Origin of the sequence: Aromatoleum sp. (assembly GCF_036675785.1) — a bacterium.
Taxonomy (GTDB): domain Bacteria; phylum Pseudomonadota; class Gammaproteobacteria; order Burkholderiales; family Rhodocyclaceae; genus Aromatoleum.
Map to the genome: position 1 here is coordinate 166,566 of NZ_JAKFEF010000077.1, position 19,713 is coordinate 186,278.

General features: G+C 67.5%; 20 protein-coding genes and 1 tRNA gene. 11 read left to right on the top strand and 10 right to left on the bottom strand.

Going from position 1 to position 19,713, the window contains the following annotated elements:
* Positions 1-2 precede the first annotated feature (2 nt).
* The 6 genes from fabZ to V6M37_RS17090 are packed head-to-tail and all read left to right on the top strand — an operon-like array spanning position 3 to position 4,243.
* Positions 3-440 (top strand): 3-hydroxyacyl-ACP dehydratase FabZ, encoded by a 438-nt coding sequence (fabZ, locus tag V6M37_RS17065; protein ID WP_332675341.1) that lies wholly within the window; start codon positions 3-5, stop codon positions 438-440.
* The gene (lpxA, locus tag V6M37_RS17070) at positions 437-1,207 is read left to right on the top strand and encodes an acyl-ACP--UDP-N-acetylglucosamine O-acyltransferase (RefSeq protein ID WP_332675343.1); all 771 of its coding nucleotides are present in this window, start codon (positions 437-439) and stop codon (positions 1,205-1,207) included. The genes fabZ and lpxA overlap by 4 nt, the downstream gene beginning before the upstream one ends.
* A gap of 4 nt (positions 1,208-1,211) precedes the next feature.
* Positions 1,212-2,387 carry a lipid-A-disaccharide synthase gene (lpxB, locus tag V6M37_RS17075; protein ID WP_332675345.1) on the top strand — a complete coding sequence of 392 codons (1,176 nt, stop codon included), beginning with the start codon at positions 1,212-1,214 and terminating at the stop codon, positions 2,385-2,387.
* Complete coding sequence (gene rnhB / locus V6M37_RS17080; RefSeq protein WP_332675347.1) at positions 2,360-2,974, top strand: ribonuclease HII; 615 nt, start codon at positions 2,360-2,362, stop codon at positions 2,972-2,974. Before lpxB ends, rnhB begins: the two co-directional genes overlap by 28 nt.
* Positions 2,971-3,426, top strand: coding sequence for a CopD family protein (locus V6M37_RS17085; RefSeq protein WP_332675349.1), 456 nt, complete (start codon positions 2,971-2,973; stop codon positions 3,424-3,426). The genes rnhB and V6M37_RS17085 overlap by 4 nt, the downstream gene beginning before the upstream one ends.
* Before the next feature lie 19 nt (positions 3,427-3,445).
* Entirely contained in the window at positions 3,446-4,243 is a 798-nt protein-coding gene (locus V6M37_RS17090; protein ID WP_332675351.1) for a TrmH family RNA methyltransferase, read from the top strand.
* Positions 4,244-4,347: 104 nt separating this feature from the next.
* Here the strand turns inward: V6M37_RS17090 and bioD are convergent, their stop codons facing one another.
* The 5 genes from bioD to V6M37_RS17115 all read right to left on the bottom strand — a co-directional run bounded on the left by bioD (position 4,348) and on the right by V6M37_RS17115 (position 9,121).
* A complete protein-coding gene (bioD, locus tag V6M37_RS17095; RefSeq protein ID WP_332675353.1) occupies positions 4,348-5,028 on the bottom strand; it encodes a dethiobiotin synthase in 681 nt (226 codons plus the stop codon).
* Between the two features lie 64 nt (positions 5,029-5,092).
* The gene (locus tag V6M37_RS17100) at positions 5,093-5,896 is read right to left on the bottom strand and encodes a methyltransferase domain-containing protein (RefSeq protein ID WP_332675354.1); all 804 of its coding nucleotides are present in this window, start codon (positions 5,894-5,896) and stop codon (positions 5,093-5,095) included.
* Complete coding sequence (locus V6M37_RS17105) at positions 5,893-6,639, bottom strand: alpha/beta fold hydrolase (RefSeq protein ID WP_332675356.1); 747 nt, start codon at positions 6,637-6,639, stop codon at positions 5,893-5,895. Before V6M37_RS17105 ends, V6M37_RS17100 begins: the two co-directional genes overlap by 4 nt.
* Entirely contained in the window at positions 6,636-7,796 is a 1,161-nt protein-coding gene (bioF, locus tag V6M37_RS17110) for an 8-amino-7-oxononanoate synthase (RefSeq protein WP_332675403.1), read from the bottom strand. Before bioF ends, V6M37_RS17105 begins: the two co-directional genes overlap by 4 nt.
* Before the next feature lie 5 nt (positions 7,797-7,801).
* A complete protein-coding gene (locus tag V6M37_RS17115) occupies positions 7,802-9,121 on the bottom strand; it encodes an adenosylmethionine--8-amino-7-oxononanoate transaminase (protein WP_332675358.1) in 1,320 nt (439 codons plus the stop codon).
* A gap of 231 nt (positions 9,122-9,352) precedes the next feature.
* Between V6M37_RS17115 and yaaA the strand changes: the two genes are divergently transcribed.
* The gene (gene yaaA / locus V6M37_RS17120) at positions 9,353-10,144 is read left to right on the top strand and encodes a peroxide stress protein YaaA (RefSeq protein ID WP_332675360.1); all 792 of its coding nucleotides are present in this window, start codon (positions 9,353-9,355) and stop codon (positions 10,142-10,144) included.
* Positions 10,145-10,161: 17 nt separating this feature from the next.
* Positions 10,162-11,289 carry a M14 family metallopeptidase gene (locus V6M37_RS17125; RefSeq protein WP_332675362.1) on the top strand — a complete coding sequence of 376 codons (1,128 nt, stop codon included), beginning with the start codon at positions 10,162-10,164 and terminating at the stop codon, positions 11,287-11,289.
* Positions 11,290-11,292: 3 nt separating this feature from the next.
* On the opposite strand, the gene serB is transcribed toward V6M37_RS17125, so the two are convergent.
* Together serB and V6M37_RS17135 are read right to left on the bottom strand one after the other, a co-directional pair.
* Positions 11,293-12,123, bottom strand: a complete 831-nt coding sequence (gene serB, locus V6M37_RS17130; RefSeq protein ID WP_332675365.1) for a phosphoserine phosphatase SerB — start codon at positions 12,121-12,123, stop codon at positions 11,293-11,295.
* Entirely contained in the window at positions 12,120-13,199 is a 1,080-nt protein-coding gene (locus tag V6M37_RS17135; protein WP_332675367.1) for a 3-deoxy-7-phosphoheptulonate synthase, read from the bottom strand. Before V6M37_RS17135 ends, serB begins: the two co-directional genes overlap by 4 nt.
* Before the next feature lie 489 nt (positions 13,200-13,688).
* On the opposite strand from V6M37_RS17135, the gene V6M37_RS17140 reads away from it, so the two are divergent.
* Positions 13,689-13,764 (top strand) — tRNA-Gly (locus V6M37_RS17140).
* 358 nt (positions 13,765-14,122) lie between these two features.
* Here V6M37_RS17140 and V6M37_RS17145 read toward each other — a convergent pair.
* Positions 14,123-15,685, bottom strand: coding sequence for a trimethylamine methyltransferase family protein (locus tag V6M37_RS17145; protein WP_332675369.1), 1,563 nt, complete (start codon positions 15,683-15,685; stop codon positions 14,123-14,125).
* A gap of 244 nt (positions 15,686-15,929) precedes the next feature.
* Between V6M37_RS17145 and V6M37_RS17150 the strand changes: the two genes are divergently transcribed.
* Entirely contained in the window at positions 15,930-16,835 is a 906-nt protein-coding gene (locus V6M37_RS17150; protein ID WP_332675370.1) for an aromatic ring-hydroxylating oxygenase subunit alpha, read from the top strand.
* Between the two features lie 147 nt (positions 16,836-16,982).
* Complete coding sequence (locus tag V6M37_RS17155) at positions 16,983-18,095, top strand: 2Fe-2S iron-sulfur cluster-binding protein (protein WP_332675372.1); 1,113 nt, start codon at positions 16,983-16,985, stop codon at positions 18,093-18,095.
* Positions 18,096-18,457: 362 nt separating this feature from the next.
* Here V6M37_RS17155 and V6M37_RS17160 read toward each other — a convergent pair whose 3' ends face one another.
* Complete coding sequence (locus V6M37_RS17160; protein WP_332675374.1) at positions 18,458-18,694, bottom strand: formate dehydrogenase subunit delta; 237 nt, start codon at positions 18,692-18,694, stop codon at positions 18,458-18,460.
* A gap of 3 nt (positions 18,695-18,697) precedes the next feature.
* The gene (gene fdhD, locus V6M37_RS17165; protein ID WP_332675376.1) at positions 18,698-19,552 is read right to left on the bottom strand and encodes a formate dehydrogenase accessory sulfurtransferase FdhD; all 855 of its coding nucleotides are present in this window, start codon (positions 19,550-19,552) and stop codon (positions 18,698-18,700) included.
* Between the last annotated feature and the right edge of the window lie 161 nt (positions 19,553-19,713).

Sequence of the window (19,713 nt, forward strand, 5' to 3'; positions counted from 1 at the left end):
TCATGGACATCAACGAAATCCTCCAGTATCTGCCGCACCGTTACCCCTTTCTGCTCGTGGACCGGGTGCTGGAGATGGAAGAAGGCAAGCGCGTTCTCGCGCTGAAGAACGTGACGATGAACGAGCCCTTCTTCCCGGGGCACTTCCCGCATCATCCGGTGATGCCCGGCGTGCTGATCGTCGAAGCGATGGCGCAGGCGGCCGCGCTGCTTTCATTCAAGACGCTGGGGATCAAGCCCGACGAGAACTCGGTGGTCTACTTCGCGGGCATCGACAACGCGCGCTTTAAGCGCCCCGTCGTTCCGGGCGATCAGCTGCTGTTCGACGTGTCGATCACGCAGGGCAAGCGCAACATTTACAAGTACAAGGGCGTCGCGCGGGTCGGCGGCGAAGTCGCGGCGGAGGCCGAGCTGATGTGCGCGCTCAAGACATTGTCATGATCCACCCGACCGCGATTGTCCATCCGGGCGCGAAGCTCGGTGCCAATGTCGCCGTCGGGGCCTACTCGATCATCGGCGAGCACGTCGAGATCGGCGACAACACGCGCATCGGTCCACACGTCGTCGTCGAAGGCCGCACGCGGATCGGGCGCGACAACGAGATTTTCCAGTTCTGCTCGATCGGCGCGGTGCCGCAGGACAAGAAGTACGATGACGAGCCGACCCGGCTCGAAATCGGCGACCGCAACACGATCCGTGAGTTCTGCTCGTTCAACGTTGGCACGAGCCAGGACGCCGGCGTCACACGGATCGGCAGCGACAACTGGGTGATGGCCTATGTCCACGTTGCACATGACTGCGATGTCGGCGACCACACCATCTTCGCGAACAACGCGACGCTCGCGGGCCACGTGCACGTCGGCGACTGGGCGATTCTCGGAGGCTTCACCGGCGTGCACCAGTTCGTGCGCGTCGGCGCGCACAGCTTCTGCGGTGTAGGCACCGTGCTGCTGCAGGACCTGCCGCCGTTCGTCACCGTCGCGGGCAACCCGGCGAAGCCGCATGGCATCAACAGCGAGGGCCTGCGGCGACGCGGTTTTTCCCCCGACGGCATCGCGGCGATCAAGCGGGCCTATCGCGCGCTGTACCGCTCCGGGCTGAGCCTCGACGAAGCGCGCACGCGTATCGACGAAATCGCCGCCGACCATCCCGAAGTCGCCGCCTTCGCAAGCTTCATCTCGTCTTCGCCGCGCGGCATCGTCCGCTGAGCCCATGGCGACGCGCATCGCGATGGTCGCGGGCGAGGCCTCCGGCGACCTGCTCGCCAGCCATCTGATCCGCGCAATCAAGCATAAAGTGCCGGACGCGGAGTTCTACGGCATCGGCGGGCCGAAAATGCAGGCCGAAGGGTTCAATGTGCTGTGGCCGTGCGAGCGGCTCGCGGTGCATGGCTACGTGGACGCGCTGAAGCGCTACCGTGAGCTGTCCGGCATCCGCAAAATGCTGCTGCGGCGCATCAAGCGCGATCGACCCGACGCCTTCATCGGTGTCGACGCGCCCGACTTCAACCTGTGGCTCGAAGGCAAGGTCCGCGCTGCGGGCATCCCCGCGATCCACTTCGTCAGCCCTTCGATCTGGGCGTGGCGCGGCGGCCGCATCAAGGGGATCGCGCGTTCGGTGTCGCACATGTTGTGCCTGTTTCCGTTCGAGCCCGCACTGTACGAGAAGGCCGGCGTCCCGGTGAGCTACGTCGGACACCCGCTCGCCGATGTGTTTCCGCTGCTGCCGGACCGCAACGCCGCGCGGGAACGTCTGAACCTGCCCGAAGACCGGCGGGTTGTCGCGTTGCTGCCGGGAAGCCGGCAGTCCGAGGTGAGGAATCTCGCCGCAACCTACATCGCAACCGCCCGCATCCTCGCCGAGCGGCACCCGGACATCTGCTTCGTCGTGCCGCTCGCGACGCGCGAGACGCGGCTGCTTTTCGCCGAAGCGCTGCACGCCGCGCAAGCCGAGGACCTGCCGATCCGGATGCTCTTCGGGCACGCGGTCGACGCGATGACGGCGGCCGACGCCGTGCTCGTCGCCAGTGGCACCGCGAGCCTTGAAGCCGCTCTGCTGAAGCGGCCGATGGTCATCAGCTACCGGATCGGGAAGTGGCAGTACCGCCTGATGAAGCGCATGGCGTACCAGCCGTGGGTCGGTTTGCCGAACATCCTCAGCAACGAGACCGTCGTGCCCGAATTGCTGCAGGACGCCGCGACGCCCGCGGCGCTCGCCGACGCACTCGACGCGTGGCTCACCGACGCCGAGGCCTGTTCCCGCCTCGCCGAGCGGTTCACCGAGCTGCATCTGACACTGCGGCAGAACACCGCGGAACGCGCGGCGGCAGCGGTCCTCCCGTATCTCGATCGGAGCAGCGAATGGAAGCCGTCCCAACAAGCGGTCTGATCTGCGGCGTCGATGAGGCGGGGCGTGGTCCGCTGGCCGGCGCAGTCGTCGCCGCGGCGGTCGTCCTCGATCCGGCGCGTCCGGTCGACGGCCTGAACGACTCGAAAAAGCTCACCGAGCGCGCCCGCGAACGCCTCGCGGTGCTGATCCGAGAGCGCGCAGTCGCGTGGGCGGTCGCCGAGGCGAGCGTCGAGGAGATCGACCGTCTGAACATCCTCCACGCGACGATGCTCGCGATGCAGCGTGCGGTCGCCGCGTTGTCGTGCGTGCCCGACCTCGTGCGGGTGGACGGCAACCGGTGCCCGCCGCTGTCGGTCCCGTCCGAGGCCGTCGTCGGCGGCGATGGCATCGTCCCCGCGATCGCCGCCGCGTCGATCCTCGCTAAGACTACGCGCGACGCGCAGATGATCGCGCTCGACGCGGTCTTTCCGGCGTACGGCTTCGCGAGTCACAAGGGCTACGCAACGCGCGAGCATTTCACCGCGCTGCGCCGCCATGGCGTCGTCGACTGCCATCGGCGCAGCTTCGCGCCGGTGCGCGAGCTGCTCGACAACCCGGAACTCTGGGCGGCGGGGACGCTGCTGTGACTTTCCATCACCTGATGCTCTTCCTGCACCTGCTCGGCGTCATCGTCTGGGTCGGCGGAATGGCATTCGCGTACCTGTGCCTGCGTCCGGCGGCGATCGTTTTGCCGCCCGCGCAGCGCCTGCCGCTGTGGGACGACGTCCTGGCGCGATTTTTCCCGCTCGTGTGGGTCGCGATCGCGCTGATCGTCGGCTCGGGCGTCGGCATGCTGCACGAGGTCGGTTTCGCACGCGCGCCGAAGGCGTGGCACCTGATGCTCGTGACCGGGGCCGTGATGACTGCGGTGTTCGTCTCGATCTGGTTCGGGCCGTGGCGCGCGCTGCGCGCAGGGGTCGCGAACGAGAACTGGGCCGCCGCCGCGGTCGCGCTGAACCGCATTCGCCAGCGCGTCGGTTTCAACCTCGCGCTCGGCGTCGTGACGACCGCGATCGCGACGCTCGGCCTCGCCCTGTGATGCCGAGGGACGGCGCGCGTTGAAAACGATTACTTCGCGCGACAATCCGGGCGTCAAGCGCCTGCACGGCCTCGCGACGTCGGCGCGCGACAGGCGGCAACACGGACAAACTTTGCTCGACGGTCCGCACCTCGTCGCGGCCGCGCTCGATGCCGGCTGGCCGTTGTGGGAACTCGTCGTCAGCGACCACGGGCTCGCCAGCGCCGAAATCGCGTCGCTGCTCGAGCGTTGCGCCGTGCTGCCGGTCACGCACCTGACGGATCCGCTGTTCGCCCACGTCAGCCCGGTCGATGCGCCGTCCGGGCTCCTGGCGGTGATCGACTTGCCGGCGCCGCTCGCGGCGCAGTGCTTCGAGGAATCGCTGCTCGTGCTCGACGGCGTGCAGGACGCCGGCAATCTCGGCACGATCCTGCGCACCGCCGCCGCGGCGGGATTGGCCGACGTGCTGCTGACCGCCGGCTGCGCTCAGGCTTGGTCGCCGCGCGTGCTGCGCGCCGGCATGGGCGGGCACTTCCGCCTGCGCATCCACGAACACGTAGAGGTCGGCCGTGCGCTCCGTGGCTACCCGCATCCGATCCTCGCGACCGGGCTCGGCGCGGACACGCGTGAGCTGTACCAGGCCGATCTCCGCGGGCCGGTCGCGTGGCTGTTCGGCGCGGAAGGGCGGGGCGTTTCGCCCGAAGTCGCGGCCTTGGCGACCGGGACGGTCATGATCCCGATGCCGGGCGCGGTCGAGTCGCTGAACGTCGCAGCGGCGGCGGCCGTGTGCCTGTTCGAGCAGGTGCGGCAACGGCGCTCGGCGGGGGAGTCCATGTAGGTACTGTTAAACCCGCAATCCACGCCATCCGTTCGCCCTGAGCCTGCCGACGGGCAGCGGCAGGGCTTGGACAGGCTCGGTCCGAACGGTATTTGTTTGCCGCGTCAATCGTCCGGCAGGCGCAGCAATTTGGCCGCCGTGGCGGGGCCGCCGTCTGCGACGTAGGGCACGACGCCGAGCAGCGGCGCGTCGATTCGCGTTTTCAGCGCGGCGAGGTTCTCGTCGAAGCGCAGCATCGCCGGGTCGATCCGGTTCGCGACCCAGCCGGCGAGCGCGAGGCCGCGCGCGGCGATGGCCTCCACCGTCAGCAGCGCGTGGTTGATGCAGCCGAGGCGCATTCCGACGACGAGGATCACCGGCAGCGCGAGCTCCCGCGCGAGGTCCGCGGTGTCGTAGTTGTCGCCGAGCGGCACGCGAAAGCCGCCGACCCCTTCGACGATGACGACGTCGGCCTCGGCGCGCAGCCGCTCGAAGGCTTCACGGATGCGGTCCGGATTGATCGCGACGCCTTCCTCTGCCGCAGCGATGTGGGGCGCGACCGGGTTCGCGAAGCAGTACGGGTTCAGTCGGGCGAGGCCCGGGTCGAAGCTGCCCGCGGCGCGCAGCGACGCTGCATCCTCGTTGATCCACTCGCCATCGACGCAGTCGGCGCCCGCGGCGACCGGCTTCATGCCGAGCGCGCGGTGTCCCGACAAGCGCGCCGCATGGAGCAGCGAACAGCTCACGAAGGTCTTGCCGATTTCGGTGTCGGTCCCGGTCAGGAACCATGCGCGGGAGCTGGTCATCGGAAAATCCCTTCGGCAAGGGGGAGGCGGGCGGGCGGATGAAGACGCGCTTCAGCGGGCGTGCTCATGCCTTCCCCAGAGCGAGCAGGATCACGTCGTAGGTCGCCGGCAGCAGCCCGTCGTCGCGCCGGTGCGATTCGTAGCGTGTTTCGAGCTGTCGCCACGCGCTGCGGCCGAGCGGCCGACGGCGCCGCTGCGCGCCGACGCTGTGCGCGCCGATCGCCTTGATGTCCCGCAGCAGCGAGCGCAGATCCGGCGCGAGCGCGAACGCGGGCGCCTCGTCAGCTGCGCGGAGTTCGAAACCGGCCGCGGCGGCTTCCGCGAGCCAGAGGTCGCGCGAGTGGAAGCGGATCACGTGATCGGCGTCGTCGATCGTCGCGAAGGCGTCGCGCAGTTCGTGCAGCGTCCGTGGGCCGAGCGTCGCGATCCATACGACCCCGCCAGGGCGAAGGATACGAGCGAATTCCCGCAGCGCCGCGTCCGGCTCGCACCACTGCAGCGCGAGGCTCGACCAGATCGCGTCGACCGAACCCGCCGCGAGCGGGATCGCTTCGAGATCGGCGCACAGGGGAAGCGGCGGGACGGTGGAAAAACCGTCGGTGCAGAGATGCGCGAGCATCGCCGGTGCGAAATCGAGCGCGATCGAGGTCGCGCCGGGGTAAAGCTGTCCGAGCAGGCCGAGGCCGTAACCGGTCCCGCAGCCTGCATCCATCACCCGATGCACAGCCGCCGGCCGAGGCAGCGCGCTGGCGAAGGTCGCGAGCCGGTGGCAGATTTCCCGCTGCACGCGGGCCGCGCTGTCGTAACTCGCGGCGGCGCCGTCGAACGCTTCGCGCACTGTCCGTTTCTCGCGTGCGCGACCCGTCATGCGGCGAAGCTCGCGATCAGCTCGGCGCATTCGGCCGGCCGTGACAGGAAGGGCGCGTGGCCGCAGGCGTCGAAGCGCATCAGCCGGGCGTCGGGCAATTGTGCGGCGAGCCATTCCGCCGCGGCGAGCGGCATCAGCGCGTCGCGCGCGCCGTGGAGCAGTTGCACCGGTTGGTGAACTTGCGACAGCGACGGGCGCAGGTCGGTGGTTGCGAGCAGTTGCAGACCCGCGGCAAGTCCATCGACCCCGGACCTGCACGCGTCGGCGAGCGCAGCGTTCAGCCGGGCTGCGACGCCACGTCGGTCGCTGTCGCCGAGCGCCTGCAGCGCGACGAAGCGGTTCAGCGTCGCCGCCGGGTCGCGCGCGAAACTGCCGATGAACCCCTCGACAGTGGCGGTCTCGAGTCCGTGCGGCCAGGTGTCCGGATCGGAGCACGAGACGAAGCGGGGAGACGTGCCGACCAGGATCAGCTGCGCGACCTTTTGCGGATGCCGTCGCGCGAGATCGAGCGCGATCATGCCGCCGATCGACCAGCCGCACAGCAGCGCAGCGTCCGGGAGCGTCGGGAGGAGGGCGTCGGCCCACGCCTCGAGGGTCGGGTCCGCGACTGGGGGGGCTCCTGCGTGCCCCGGCATTGCCGGTGCGTGGACCACGATTCCGCGCGGCAGCGCTTCGCGCAACGTGTCCCAAACGCGCGGCGTCAGCCCCCAACCATGCAGCAGGACGAGCGGGCGGCCACTCACGGGGTGCCCTCGAGCCTGTTGAGCGCCGACGCGAGACGCCGCACGTCGTCGGCGGAGTGCGCGGCAGTCAGCGACACCCGAAGCCGGGCCGTGCCTTGCGGCACCGTCGGCGGACGGATCGCGGGCACCCACAAGCCTTCGTCCCACAGTCCGCGCGCGACCGCGGCCGCCTCGGCGTTGTCGCCGATCAGGATCGGCTGGATCGGCGTGCGCGACGGCAGCAGGGTCCAGCGTGCGAGCCGCAGTTCGGCGCGGAGCAGGTCGATCAGCGACGCAAGATGGCGACGGCGTGCGTCGCCCGTCTGGATCAGACCGAGACTCGCGAGCAGGGCTTCGGCGAGCGCCGGCGGTGCGCCGGTCGTGAAGATATAGGGGCGCGCCTTCTGCATCAGCCATTCGATGACGTCGGCCTCGCCCGCGACGAAAGCGCCCGAGACGCCTGCGGCCTTGCCGAGCGTGCCGATGTAAATCAGGCGCCAGGATGCGAGCCCGGCTTCGGCGAGCGCGCCGCGCCCCTGTGGTCCGAGGACGCCGAAACCGTGCGCGTCGTCGACGATCAGCCACGCGTCGAAGCGCTCGGCGAGATCGAGCAGCGCGGCGAGCGGCGCGACGTCGCCGTCCATGCTGAACACCGAATCGGTGACAATCAGCTTGCGCCGGGCGCCGCTCGTCGCGAGCCCGCGTTCGAGGGCGGCTGGATCGGCGTGCGCATAGCGTTGCAGGTCCGCACGGGACAGCAGCGCCCCGTCGACGAGCGACGCGTGGTTCAGCCGGTCGGCGAAGATCGCGTCGCCGCGGCCGACGAGCGCCGGGATCACGCCGGTGTTCGCCATGAAACCGGTCGAGAAATACAGCGCGCGCTCGCAACCGACGAACGCTGCGAGGCGTGCTTCGAGTTCGTCGTGCACGGCGTAGTGGCCGCTGACGAGGTGCGATGCGCCCGAACCGGCCCCCCAGCGTTCGGCGCCGGCCTGCAGCGCCGCGACGAGGGACGGCTCGGCGGCAAACCCGAGATAGTCGTTGCTGCAGAAGGCGAGCATCTCGCGGCCGTCGACGCGCGCACGCGGGCCGCACGGCGTGTCGAGGCTGCGGCGCACGCGCTTCAGCGAGCGGGCATCGAGTTCGGCGAGATCGGCCTTCAACTGCTCGAGCAGCATCGGCTTCACGCGAGCGCGGCGGCGAGCGCTGCCGCGGCGCCGTCGACGAGGTGGCGGATCTCCTCGGCGCCGATCACGTAGGGCGGCATGAAATAGACCGTGTTGCCGATCGGTCGGAGCAGCACGCCGTGGTCGAGGCCCGCCGCGAAGAAGCGCCGCGAGAAATCGGCCCGCTCGGTGTCGACGTCGAATGCGATGATCATGCCGCGCTGGCGCAGGTGCCGAACGCGCGCGTGACCGTCGAAGCGCTCGCGAATCCCGTCGCCGAGTTGCCGCGCGAGGAGCCGGTTCGCGGCGAGCACGTCGTCCTGTTCGAAAATGTCGAGGGTCGCGAGCGCGGCCCGACATGCGAGCGGATTGCCGGTGTAGGAATGCGAGTGCAGGAAGCCGCGCGCGGCGGAGTCGTCATAGAACGCGGTGAAGATCGCGCCCGTCGACAGCACGAGCGACAGCGGCAGGTAGCCGCCGGAAATGCCTTTCGACAGGCATAGGAAATCGGGCCAGATCCCGGCCTGCTCGCACGCGAAGAACGTGCCGGTGCGGCCGCAGCCGACGGCGATCTCGTCGGCGACGAGATGCACTTCGTAGCGGTCGCACAGTTCGCGCGCGCGGCGCAGGTATTCGGGGTCGTACATCACCATGCCGGACGCGCCCTGCACGAGCGGCTCGACGATCAGCGCCGCGGTCTGCGCGTGATGCTGTGCGAGATGTGCTTCGAGCCCGGCGGCGGCGCGGCGGGCGACGTCGGCCGCGGTTTCGCCGGGCAGGGCGAGCCGGGCATCGGGGGTCGGGACCGTCGTCCCGGCGCGGACGAGCGGCGCGTAGGCGTCGCGAAAGATCGCGACGTCGGTGACCGCGAGCGCGCCGACCGTCTCGCCGTGATAGCTCCCGGCGAGGCTGACGAAGCGGGATTTTTCGGGGCGCCCGGCGTTGCGCCAGTAGTGCGCGCTCATCTTTAGCGCGATCTCGGTCGCCGAAGCGCCATCGGACGCGTAGAACGCATGGCCGAGGCGGTGGCCCGTCAGCGCGGCGAGCCGCTCCGAGAGCTGGACCACCGGCTCGTGCGTGAAGCCGGCGAGCATCACGTGTTCGAGCGTTTCGAGCTGCTCGCGCAGCGCCGCGTTGATCCGCGGATTGCAATGTCCGAACAGGTTGACCCACCAGGAGCTGATGCCGTCGAGCAGGCGCCGGCCGCTGTCATCGACGAGCCACGGGCCTTCGCCGCGGACGATCGGCACGAGGGGCAAGGTCTCGTGCTGTTTCATCTGGGTACACGGATGCCAGACGCTCCGGAGGGAGCGCTCGAGCAGGGACGAAGGGGACATCGGGATTCCGGCCGGTTGGGACGGGGAATGTCGCGCAATCCACGGGCTCATGTCAAACCCGGAGGGGAACCGGGAGTCGGATGAGTTGAAGCGGTATGCGGCGAAGCGTTGCGGGGCGAAGCGTCTGGGCGCGCGGCGAGCGAGGGAGCCGTTGCAGCCCGGCGGGTTGAGCCTCTTGCGGCGCCTTTTGCTACCATGGCCCGGCTCCCCAACACGACAACAAGCGGCCCGATGATTTTCGTGATTTCTCCGGCGAAGGCGCTCGATTTCGATACGCCCCCCGTCCTCGATACCCACACGCGGCCCGACTACCTGCGCGAGGCCGGACAATTGATCGGGATTCTCCGGCGGAAAAGCCCGGCGGAGGTCGCGGACCTGATGAGTCTTTCGGATCAGCTTGCCGCGTTGAACGTCGCCCGCTACGAAGCCTGGTCCCCGCCATTTACCGCGGGCAACGCGAAGCAGGCCGTGCTCGCGTTCAACGGTGACGTGTATGAGGGGCTCGATGCGAAGAGTCTGTCGCGCGAGGAGTTCGGCTGGGCGCAGGATCACCTGCGCATTCTGTCCGGCCTGTACGGGCTGTTGCGTCCGCTCGACCTGATTCAGCCGTATCGCCTCGAGATGGGCACGCGGCTCGATAATCCGCGCGGGCGGAACCTTTATGCGTTCTGGGGCGACACGCTCACCGACGCGCTGAAGAATCTGCTCGCGGCCGAGCGCGAAACCGGAACGGGAGGCGCGCCGGTGCTCGTGAACCTCGCCTCCGAGGAATATTTCAAGTCCGTGAAACCGGCGAAGCTCGGCGCCCGCGTCGTCGTGCCGGTGTTCCAGGATTGGAAGGGCGGGCGCTACAAGATCATCAGCTTCTACGCGAAACGGGCGCGCGGCCTGATGTGCCGTTACGCGATCCGCAACCGTATCGACGATGTCGCCGGGCTGCGGGGATTCGACTACGAAGGGTATGCGTTCGCCGCCGACGCTTCCGACGACGACCGGCCGGTGTTCCGCCGGCGCATCGACTGAAGGCGGGGGAGAAAACGATGAAGATCAGCCACAACTTCGACGCCGGTGCGATCGAGGTCGTCAGCCTCGACGATCCGCAGGACATCCGGCTGCGTCTGCGCGCCGACAACGCGGCGGATTTCCGCCAGTGGTTCCATTTCAGGCTGCAGGGCGCCGCGGGTCGCGCGCTGCGGATGACGTTCGAGAACGCCGCCGACGCCGCGTACCCGGACGGCTGGCCGGGCTACCGCTGCGTCGCGTCGTACGATCGGCGAAACTGGTTCCGCGTGCCCGGCACGAGCGTCGAGGACGGGCGGCTCGTCGTCGAACACACACCGGAGCGCAACAGCGTCTATTACGCGTATTTCGAGCCGTACTCGCACGAGCGCCACCTCGACCTGCTCGGCTGGGCGGAGATGTCGCCGTTTGCCGAGGTCGAGAACGTCGGCACGACGGTCGAAGGACGCGACGTCGATCGCGTCGTCGTCGGACGCCCGGCGCCTGGGCGCAAGCCCGTCTGGATCATCGCGCGCCAGCATCCTGGCGAAACGATGACGGAATGGTTCGTCGAGGGGCTGCTGGAACGTCTGCTCGACAGCGCCGACCCGGTCGCACGCCGCATCCGCGAGCAGGCAGTCCTGTACATCGTGCCGAACATGAATCCGGACGGTGCGATCCGCGGCAACCTGCGCACGAACGCCGCCGGGCGGAATCTCAATCGCGAATGGCGCGCGCCGGACGCCGCTGCGAGTCCCGAGGTGTTCCACGTCCGGGGGTCGATGGAGGCGAGCGGTTGCGCGCTCTTTCTCGACATCCACGGCGACGAATCGCTGCCGTATGTGTTCTTCTCGACCGCCGAGGAAGTGCCCGGATTCACGCCCGAGATGGCCGCGCAGCAGGCCCGTCTCGTTGCCGCCCTCGCGGCCGCGAGCCCGGACTTCCAGACGGAACACGGCTACCAGCCAGGACGTTTCGGCGAGGAGCTACTAACGCTCGCGAGCAAATGGGTCGCGCACCGCTTCGGCTGCGTTTCGCTGACGCTCGAGATGCCTTTCAAGGACAACGCCAATCTGCCCGACGGGCAGACCGGCTGGAACGGCGCACGCAGCAAACGGCTCGGCGCCGCGATGCTGAACGCGATCCTCGCCCACGTCGAGCGAACTTGACGGCTACCGGAAGAGATTCAGTACGCCGTCGAGCCCGACGTGATCGAGCCGGCAGTCGGTCGCGTCGCGCAGGATCGGTTTCGCTCGGTAGGCGACGCCGAAGCCGGCTTCGGTGAGCATCGGGATGTCGTTCGCGCCGTCGCCGGCGGCGATCACCTGGTCGGGCCGCAGACCCAGCCGCTCGCGTGTCCGCCGCAGGTGTGCAGCCTTTGCGTCTCCATCGACGATCGGGCCGACGACATGGCCGGTCAATCGCCCGTCGCGGACTTCCAACACGTTTGCGTGCGCCTCGTCGAAGCCGAGCCGGACCTTCAGGCGCTCGGTGAAATACGTGAAGCCGCCCGAGACCAGAACGGTGTGGATGCCGGCGGCCTTCAGTCCGCGCATCAGTCGCTCCGCGCCCGGATTCAACTGCAGCCGCCGTTCGTAGACTTCGCCAAGCGCGGATTCGGGCAGTCCCGCGAGCAGGGCGACCCGCCGCTTCAGCGATTCCCTGAAATCGATCTCGCCGCGCATCGCCGCTTCGGTGATCGCGGCGACTTCCGCCTTCAGCCCCTGCATGTCGGCGATTTCGTCGATGCACTCGATGTTGATCAGCGTCGAGTCCATGTCGGTGACGAAGAGCCCGAAGTCCGCGAGCTTGCGTCCATTCGGCACCCAGGCCCAGTCGAGCTGGGCCTCGGCGCACAAGGACGCGATCTGCTCGCTGCGGGTCGTCGCGAGCAGGCGGAAGGCTTCGGGCGTGATCTGTTCGATGGCGCTCGCGCCGCAGAGCTTCGCGAGATTCTTCAGGGCGACCGAGTCGACGTCCTCGCCCTGCACGACGAGATTCATGCGGACGCGCTCCGGTGTTGCAGGGCCTCGCGCAGCACGCGATCAGCCTTGCGGAGCGTGTCCTCGGTCGTCTCCCAGCCGACGCAAGCGTCGGTGACCGAGCAGCCGTACTTAAGCTGCGACAGGTCCGCCGGGATCGGCTGATTGCCGGGCTCGATGAAGCTTTCGATCATCAGCCCGACGACCGAGCGGTTGCCTTCGCGGATCTGGTGCACGACGTCCTTCATCACCAGCGGCTGCAGTTCGGGCTTCTTCCACGAGTTCGCGTGCGAGCAATCGACGACGATGTTCGCGGGGAGCTTCGCCTTCGCCAGCGCCTGTTCGGCGAGCGAGATCGACACCGTGTCGTAGTTCGGCCGGCCGCCGCCGCCTCGCAGCACGACGTGGCCGTAACGATTGCCGCGCGTGCGCAGGATCGCCGACTGGCCCTGCTTGTTGATGCCGAGGAAGCTGTGCGGGTGCGACGCGGATACGATCGCGTTGATCGCGACTTCGAGATCGCCGTCGGTCGCGTTCTTGAAGCCGACGGGTGTCGACAGACCGGATGCCATTTCGCGGTGGGTCTGGGATTCGGAGGTGCGGGCGCCGATCGCGGTCCAGGAAATCAGGTCGCCGTAATACTGGGGGGCAATCGGGTCGAGCGCTTCGGTCGCCGCGGGCAGGCCGATCTCGTTGACGTCGAGCAGGAAGCGGCGCGCCTTCTCCATGCCTTCATCGATGCGGAAGGAGTCGTCCATGTGTGGATCGTTGATGAAGCCCTTCCAGCCGGTCGACGTCCGCGGCTTCTCGAAGTACACCCGCATCACCAGGACCATCGTTTCGGCGACGTCGTCGGCGAGCGATTTCAGCCGGCGCGCATAGTCCAGACCGGCCATCGGGTCGTGAATCGAGCACGGCCCGACGACGACGAACAGGCGGCTGTCCTTGCGATCGAGGATGTCGTCGAGCGCGCGGCGGCCCGCGACCACCGTCGCGGCCGCGCGTTCGGTCAGCGGCACGCGCGACTTGATCTCCTCCGGAGAGGGCATGTGATCGGCCGCGAGGATGTTCAGGTTTTCGGTTTGGGCAAGGGGCATCGGGGCGCTCCGCAGTGCAGCAAAGGAGGCGGCATTGTAACTCGCGCGCGCCGATCGCGAGGACGGGGGGCGCGATCGGAATTACACGACGACGGGCTTCGCGTAGGGCGGCTGACCGCCGAGTTGCTGCAGCAGCTCTTGAACCATCCGGGCTGCGACCAGTGCGGGGACAACCCGCGCCGCGAGCGCCAGGACGATATTGTTGTCGCAAGGCCATGTCGCTGACCGCCTCGAAGGCGGCGTCGGCCCGTCCGCTTCGGCTGTGAACGACGCGAAGTCCCTTCGCGAAATCAGCTCCGATCCACTTCGGCGCTGGTCGTCACCGTTGAGAACCCGAGCACGCCGTTATAGGGCGCTTGCAGAAAGCGCAGACATGCGGCATGATGCGCGCCTCGACAACGCAGACGGATGTCGAGCGGTGGCAAAAGGGAGTGGCTGTGGGTCGGAAGCCCGCGCCAATCCTGGTGGTGACAGGTTCTGCAAGTACATGCGGGAATAGCTCAGTTGGTAGAGCGCAACCTTGCCAAGGTTGAGGTCGCGAGTTCGAGACTCGTTTCCCGCTCCAGATGCACTGCTACGGATTCCGCTGAGTTCCGTAGGGGTTGAAAAAAGGGACTTCGGTCCCTTTTTTCATTCCAGGGGGTTCCGCTGGGCGCCACCCCCAGCCACATCCACCGCCTCCAGGAGCGCAAGGCGGCGCTCCTCGCCGCGTCCAACACCTTCGAGGCAGTGTTTCGATCCTTCATTCGAGCCGATCTACGTGATCATGTTCGGGGTGGCGGTGTGCTCCGGGCTCCTCGGTGTGATGCTTCCCAATGAGCGCAAGTTGAGGCTGGAGTTGGGGCCGGCCGGCGCATGAGAGGAAGACCGGGCGCGGCGCCGCGCGGGACGAGACCCGTGCGGCGGCCGCTGCGCCGCGTGTCTCAGGTGTTCGAATCCGGGAAGGATTCCTTGCGCCGCCGGATGTAGGCCTGAAGGGCCTCGTCGATGGCCGGATCGAGCTCGGGTGCTTCGTACTCGGCCAGCATTTTCTTCCAGCGCGCGTTGGCGCGTTGTGCCATGTCCAGTCGGCCTTCGGCCTCCCACTGCTCGAAGCTGTTGTTATCGGCAATCGGCGAGCGGTAAAAAGCATTCTCGAAGTTGGCCTGGGTGTGGGCGCAGCCGAGGAAGTGCTTGCCCGGGCCGACCTCGCGGATCGCGTCCATCGCCTGGCCGTTTGCGGACATGTCCACGCCGCCCATGAGAGTCTGCATCATGCCGGCCTGGTCGGCGTCCATAATGAACTTCTCGTAGCCCATCGCCAGTCCGCCTTCGAGCCAGCCCGCGGTGTGGAGCGCAAAGTTCACTCCCGCCAGTGCGGTCGGCAGGAGCGTGTTGGCGCTCTCGCTCGCGGCTTGCGCATCGGGGATCTTCGCGGCTGTGAGCGATCCGCCGGAGCGGAAGGGCACGCCTAGGCGGCGCGCGAGGTGGGCCATCACGTACAGTACCAAGGCGGGCTCGGGCGTGCCGAAGGTCGGCGCGCCGGATTGCATCGACATCGAGCTGGCGAAGCTGCCGAACACGACCGGGGCGCCCGGGTTGACGAGCTGCACGAAGGCCATGCCGGCCATCGCCTCGGCGAGCGTCTGGGCGGCGGTGCCGGCTACCGTAACAGGCGACATGGCGCCGGCGAGGATGAAGGGGGTGACGATGCAGGCTTGATTGTTGCGCGCGTAGACCTTCGCCGCACCAAGCATGGTGTCGTCGAAGGTCATCGGCGAGTTGGCGTTGATCAGGTTGATCACGGCGGTGCGCGGCTTGCCGGTTTCCGGGTCGATCCATTGGTCGCCGAACAGGATCTTCGCCATCTCGACGGTGTCCTGTGCGCGCTCGGGGTGCGTGACCGAACCCATGAAGCACTTGTCCGAGTACTTCATGTGGCTGTAGACCATGTCGAAGTGGCGCTTGTTGACCGGCAGGTCCACGGGCTCGCAGATCGTGCCGCCGGAGTGGTGGAGGCCGGGCGACAGGTAGGCGAGCTTGACGAAGTTGCGGAAGTCCTCGACGGTGCCGTAGCGGCGGCCGTCGTCGAGGTTGTGGATGAACGGGCAGCCGTACGCGGGCACGAAGACGGTGTTGGCCCGGCCGATGCGCACGCTGCGCTCGGGATTGCGCGCGACCTGCGTGAACTCGCGCGGCGCGTCGTCCTGGATCAGCTTGCGGCACATGCCGCGCGGCATGCGCACCCGCTCGCCCCGCACGTCGGCGCCCGCGTCGCGCCAGATCTGCAGCGCCTCGGGGTCGTCGCGGAAATCGATGCCGACTTCCTCGAGGATCGTGTCGGCGTTGTGCTCGATGACCGCGAGCCCTTCTTCGTCGAGGACTTCGTAGAAGGGAACTTTGCGGCTGATGTACGGCGCGCTCATGCCTTGCCCGCGTGACCGCGCCGCACGGCGTGCTTCGCTTCCGCTGCGACCGCCGCGCCGGCGGATTTCGGTGGTAGTCATTGTCTCGCTCTCCATAGTGTAACGACCGTCGTTACAGTGAGTATGCGGATGGAGGGGAGCGCTGACATAACAAGGAGCGACCCGGGAATAGCGAATTGCGCCATGCTCGCTGTCGGGTCAGGGGATGGGCCAGAAAGAGAAGAGCCGGCGGAGGTGGAGCGGATCGCTGCCGGGGGTATCCGGTCGCTTGTTGCATTGAGCACGCGCGGCAACGTGGCCGTCGTGACTGCCGCTTTGGAAAAAAATGAAAGTGAGTAACGAGGTGAGGGAACTCCTCGCCGCCCGGCGTCGCGGGCACAGCCTGGATGCGCAGTTCTACACCAGCCAGGAGATCTTCGACCTGGACATGGAAGCGATCTTCGGACGGCACTGGATCTACGTCGGCGTCGAGCCCGACATCCCCGAGGCGGGCGACTATTTCACGGTCAAGCTCGGACGCGCCTCTGTCGTCGTGCTGCGCAACGACGACATGGAGCTGCGCGCCTTCCACAACGTCTGCCGCCATCGCGGGGCGCAGCTGTGCAACGCGCACAAGGGCAGTGTCGGCAACCTGGTCTGCCCCTACCATCAATGGACCTACGACCTGTCCGGCAAGCTCATCTATGCCGAGCACATGGGCGAGGACTTCGACCCCTCCGGGCGCGGCCTCAAGCGCGTCCATGTCGAAAGCGTCGCGGGCCTCATCTTCGTCTGTCTCGCGGAAAACCCGCCCGAAGACTTCGCCCGGATGCGCGAGACGATGTCGCGCTACATCGCGCCGCACCAGCTCACCGACTGCAAGATCGCCGTTCAGGACGAGATCGTTGAAGCCGGCAACTGGAAGCTGGTCATGGAGAACAACCGGGAGTGCTATCACTGCGTGAGTAATCACCCGGAACTGACGATCTCCCTGTACGAGTACGGCTTCGGCTACCAACCCTCGCCTTCGAACATCGAGCAGGTCCAGGCCTTCCGCGACCTCACGGAGCCCGCCAACCTCACCGCCGTGTGGCGCGCAACCAACCAGCAGGACCGCGAGCTGGTAGAGATGTCCCAGCGCGGCATCGCCGATCCGGCCTACGAGCCGGGGCCGTATTCGCCCTACACCGAGGAGCTGGTCGAGAAGTTCGCGAACTGGTACGTGGGGCGCCTGGAGGCGACTGTGGAGTAATTGACCGAGCCGGGATGTGCGATGGGCCATCCCGGCCCGCCGTGAGGCGGAAAGCCTGCATCCGCCGGCGTTCCGCCCGTCACAGCAACTCCCCGCACTGGCGTCCGCTACGCCCGCGGGGCCTGGATTCCCGAGGAAGTATTCAGCATGAACGGACCGATTACTCGTGATGTATGGCTATGGCAACTCGTGCCCCCTCTGTGGAACACGGAGGACGACGACGTCCTGGTCTGCTGCCAAGTGCGCCAGGAGACGCACGACGTCAAGAGCTTCATCTTTCGCCCCCGCACGCCCGGTCTGGTCCGCTTCCTGCCGGGTCAGTTCCTCACGCTCGAACTGGAAATCGACGGCGCGACGGTCAATCGTTGCTACACGATCTCGTCTTCGCCGACGCGCCCCGACACCTTGTCGATCACGGTCAAGCGCGTGACCGGTGGCACTGTCTCCAACTGGCTCCATGACAATCTTGCTGCAGGCATGAGCGTCCGCGCGCTGGGGCCGAGCGGCGAGTTCGCGTGCGCGCTGCATCCCGCCGGCAAGTACCTGTTCCTGTCCGGTGGCTCAGGAATCACACCGCTGATGTCCATGTCGCGCAGCTTCCATGACCTCGGCGAGGACCGAGACGTTGTCTTCGTGCATAACGCCCGCACGCCCGCGGACATCGTCTTCCGTCGCGAACTGGGCCTGCTCGCCGCGAACCAGCCCGGCTTCCGGACCGCATTCGTCTGCGAAGGGCGGGGCAGCGAGCCCGACTGGGCGTCGCCGACCGGCTACCTCGATCTGGCGCTACTCAAGCGCATCGCGCCCGACTTCGCCGAGCGGGAAGTATTCTGCTGCGGTCCGGCGCCCTACATGGCGGCCGTTCGAGCCCTGTTGAGCGAAGGCGGCTTCGACATGAAGCACTATCACGAGGAAAGCTTCAGTTTCGCGGACGCGCCGGGCGAACAGGAAGGCGAGGGTGTTCCCCTCACCGAGGAGACAGGGGCCGTCGAGGTGACCGGTTTCAGCGTCGAATTCGCGAAAAGCGGCCGCACTGTCGTCTGCGCCCCCGGCCAGAAACTGCTCGATGCCGCACGCGCCGCCGGCCTGCGACTGCCCTCGTCCTGCGCGAAAGGCGTATGCGGCACCTGCAAGTCGCGCCTCGTGTCCGGCGAGGTGGACATGGTCCACGGCGGCGGCATCCGCCAGCGCGAAATTGACCAGGGCATGATCCTCCCCTGCTGCAGCACGCCGCGGAGCGATCTGGTCATCGAACGATAAAGGCAGCTCGCAGCCCTGAAGGGGCAGCGGGCTACGCATTTCGATCGTTCCTGATCACCCGTTCCGATCGGATGTGATTACCGTTGTCGCTTTGCGATGAGCACTTGGACCGGTGATGCGATCAAACGGCAGGCGGGCGGCGACCCGTTGTCGTCATTCCCTCTTTTTTTTGACCATCTAAAGCAACTGTCGACCGTGATCTGACGTCGGAGGTTTTGCAAACCGGCCATTCAGCCGAACAGGGGGCGAAGAAAGAGCGCCTTCGTAGCCGTCGGGTGATCACGGTTTTGAGTCGATCATCGTCCCTGTCTTGGCCTGAATCGGACTCTGACTAGAAGCCGCAGGCAATGCAGCGTGGGGCGCTACCCGGTGTGTCCGGCGGGAAAAAGCATTGCGACGGCCTCCGCGACAAGGGGAGTAACGCCGACGCATGCAGAGTCGTCAGTGTTAATCCGTTCGGCAAGTGCCTCGCGCAAACGCGGCTCCCAGAAGCGCGTTAGGTGATCCGCGACCTCCTGCCGCGCTGCGGCGCGGTCCGGCCAGGCTTCGAAAAAGCGGCCGATCTGGTTGGCCATTTTCACGAGATTGTCGATGTCCATCGCTCAGGTTCCGAGGAGTTGATCAGGGTGGGTGTAGGCCGTCAGGCGCCCGGTGCGGGCGAGCCCGATCAGCGTGACATGCGCGGCATCGGCGACGCGCACCGCGAAGGCGGTCGGGGCCGAGATCGCGGCGAGGACGCCGATGCCGGCGGCGGCGGCTTTGTGCACCATTTCGTAGCTTGCGCGGCTTGTGACGAGCGCGAAGCCGTCTGCGGTGTTTGTGCGGCGGGTGGCGAGGGCGCCCGCGAGCTTGTCGAGGGCGTTGTGGCGGCCGACGTCTTCACGCACGAGTCGCAGCTTGCCGTCGTCGTCGGCCCAGGCGGCGGCGTGTGCGGCGCCGGTCGCGCGATGCAGTGGCTGCCAGGCGTTGAGTTCCGCGAGGGCGCGCTGGATCGCCGAGGCGCGTACCGCGGTGCGTGGCGCGACCGGGGCGGGTGGGCGCACCGCTGCCTCGAGACTATCCACGCCGCACAGTCCGCAGCCGGTGCGGCCGGCGAGGTTGCGCCGCCGCTCCTTCAGGCCGAACATTCGCGCGGCGGCGATCTCGAGGCTCACTTCGATGCCCTTGGCGCTATGGACGACTTCGCAGTCGTAGAGCTCGCCGGGGCTTTGCAGGATGCCTTCCGACAGGCTGAAGCCGAGCGCGAAGTCCTCCAGGTCGTTCGGGCTCGCGAGCATCACGGCGTGCGAGATGCCGTTGTAGACCAGCGCGACCGGCACTTCCTCGATGACGTTCTCGACGCTCGCGAGCGTTTCGCCGTCGACGAGCCTGCACGCGAGGACGGTGGCGCGTGCGTCCCACTGCACGGCATCGAACGCGGGGCAGGCGTCGGGTTTCGGTTGGGCACTAGCAGTCATTCGACTACCCTCCATTCGTCAACGCCTGTCGGGGCGCCGCAGAACGTAGGGCGGAAGAGCGCAGCGCTTTCCGCCGTATGCCGGCTCCCCGGATTGCGCATACGGCGGATAACGCCGCTACGCGGCTCATCCGCCCTACGACACCACTGCGGTTGGATGAA

What these genes read in the sequence shown, in the direction of transcription:
- fabZ (WP_332675341.1), top strand. Translation starts at nt 3, where the DNA reads ATGGACATCAACGAAATCCTCCAGTATCTGCCGCACCGTTACCCCTTT.
- lpxA (WP_332675343.1), top strand. Translation starts at nt 437, where the DNA reads ATGATCCACCCGACCGCGATTGTCCATCCGGGCGCGAAGCTCGGTGCC.
- lpxB (WP_332675345.1), top strand. Translation starts at nt 1,212, where the DNA reads ATGGCGACGCGCATCGCGATGGTCGCGGGCGAGGCCTCCGGCGACCTG.
- rnhB (WP_332675347.1), top strand. Translation starts at nt 2,360, where the DNA reads ATGGAAGCCGTCCCAACAAGCGGTCTGATCTGCGGCGTCGATGAGGCG.
- bioD (WP_332675353.1), bottom strand. Translation starts at nt 5,028, where the DNA reads ATGACCAGCTCCCGCGCATGGTTCCTGACCGGGACCGACACCGAAATC.
- V6M37_RS17100 (WP_332675354.1), bottom strand. Translation starts at nt 5,896, where the DNA reads ATGACGGGTCGCGCACGCGAGAAACGGACAGTGCGCGAAGCGTTCGAC.
- bioF (WP_332675403.1), bottom strand. Translation starts at nt 7,796, where the DNA reads ATGCTGCTCGAGCAGTTGAAGGCCGATCTCGCCGAACTCGATGCCCGC.
- V6M37_RS17115 (WP_332675358.1), bottom strand. Translation starts at nt 9,121, where the DNA reads ATGTCCCCTTCGTCCCTGCTCGAGCGCTCCCTCCGGAGCGTCTGGCAT.
- yaaA (WP_332675360.1), top strand. Translation starts at nt 9,353, where the DNA reads ATGATTTTCGTGATTTCTCCGGCGAAGGCGCTCGATTTCGATACGCCC.
- V6M37_RS17125 (WP_332675362.1), top strand. Translation starts at nt 10,162, where the DNA reads ATGAAGATCAGCCACAACTTCGACGCCGGTGCGATCGAGGTCGTCAGC.
- serB (WP_332675365.1), bottom strand. Translation starts at nt 12,123, where the DNA reads ATGAATCTCGTCGTGCAGGGCGAGGACGTCGACTCGGTCGCCCTGAAG.
- V6M37_RS17135 (WP_332675367.1), bottom strand. Translation starts at nt 13,199, where the DNA reads ATGCCCCTTGCCCAAACCGAAAACCTGAACATCCTCGCGGCCGATCAC.
- V6M37_RS17145 (WP_332675369.1), bottom strand. Translation starts at nt 15,685, where the DNA reads ATGACTACCACCGAAATCCGCCGGCGCGGCGGTCGCAGCGGAAGCGAA.
- V6M37_RS17150 (WP_332675370.1), top strand. Translation starts at nt 15,930, where the DNA reads ATGAAAGTGAGTAACGAGGTGAGGGAACTCCTCGCCGCCCGGCGTCGC.
- V6M37_RS17155 (WP_332675372.1), top strand. Translation starts at nt 16,983, where the DNA reads ATGAACGGACCGATTACTCGTGATGTATGGCTATGGCAACTCGTGCCC.
- V6M37_RS17160 (WP_332675374.1), bottom strand. Translation starts at nt 18,694, where the DNA reads ATGGACATCGACAATCTCGTGAAAATGGCCAACCAGATCGGCCGCTTT.
- fdhD (WP_332675376.1), bottom strand. Translation starts at nt 19,552, where the DNA reads ATGACTGCTAGTGCCCAACCGAAACCCGACGCCTGCCCCGCGTTCGAT.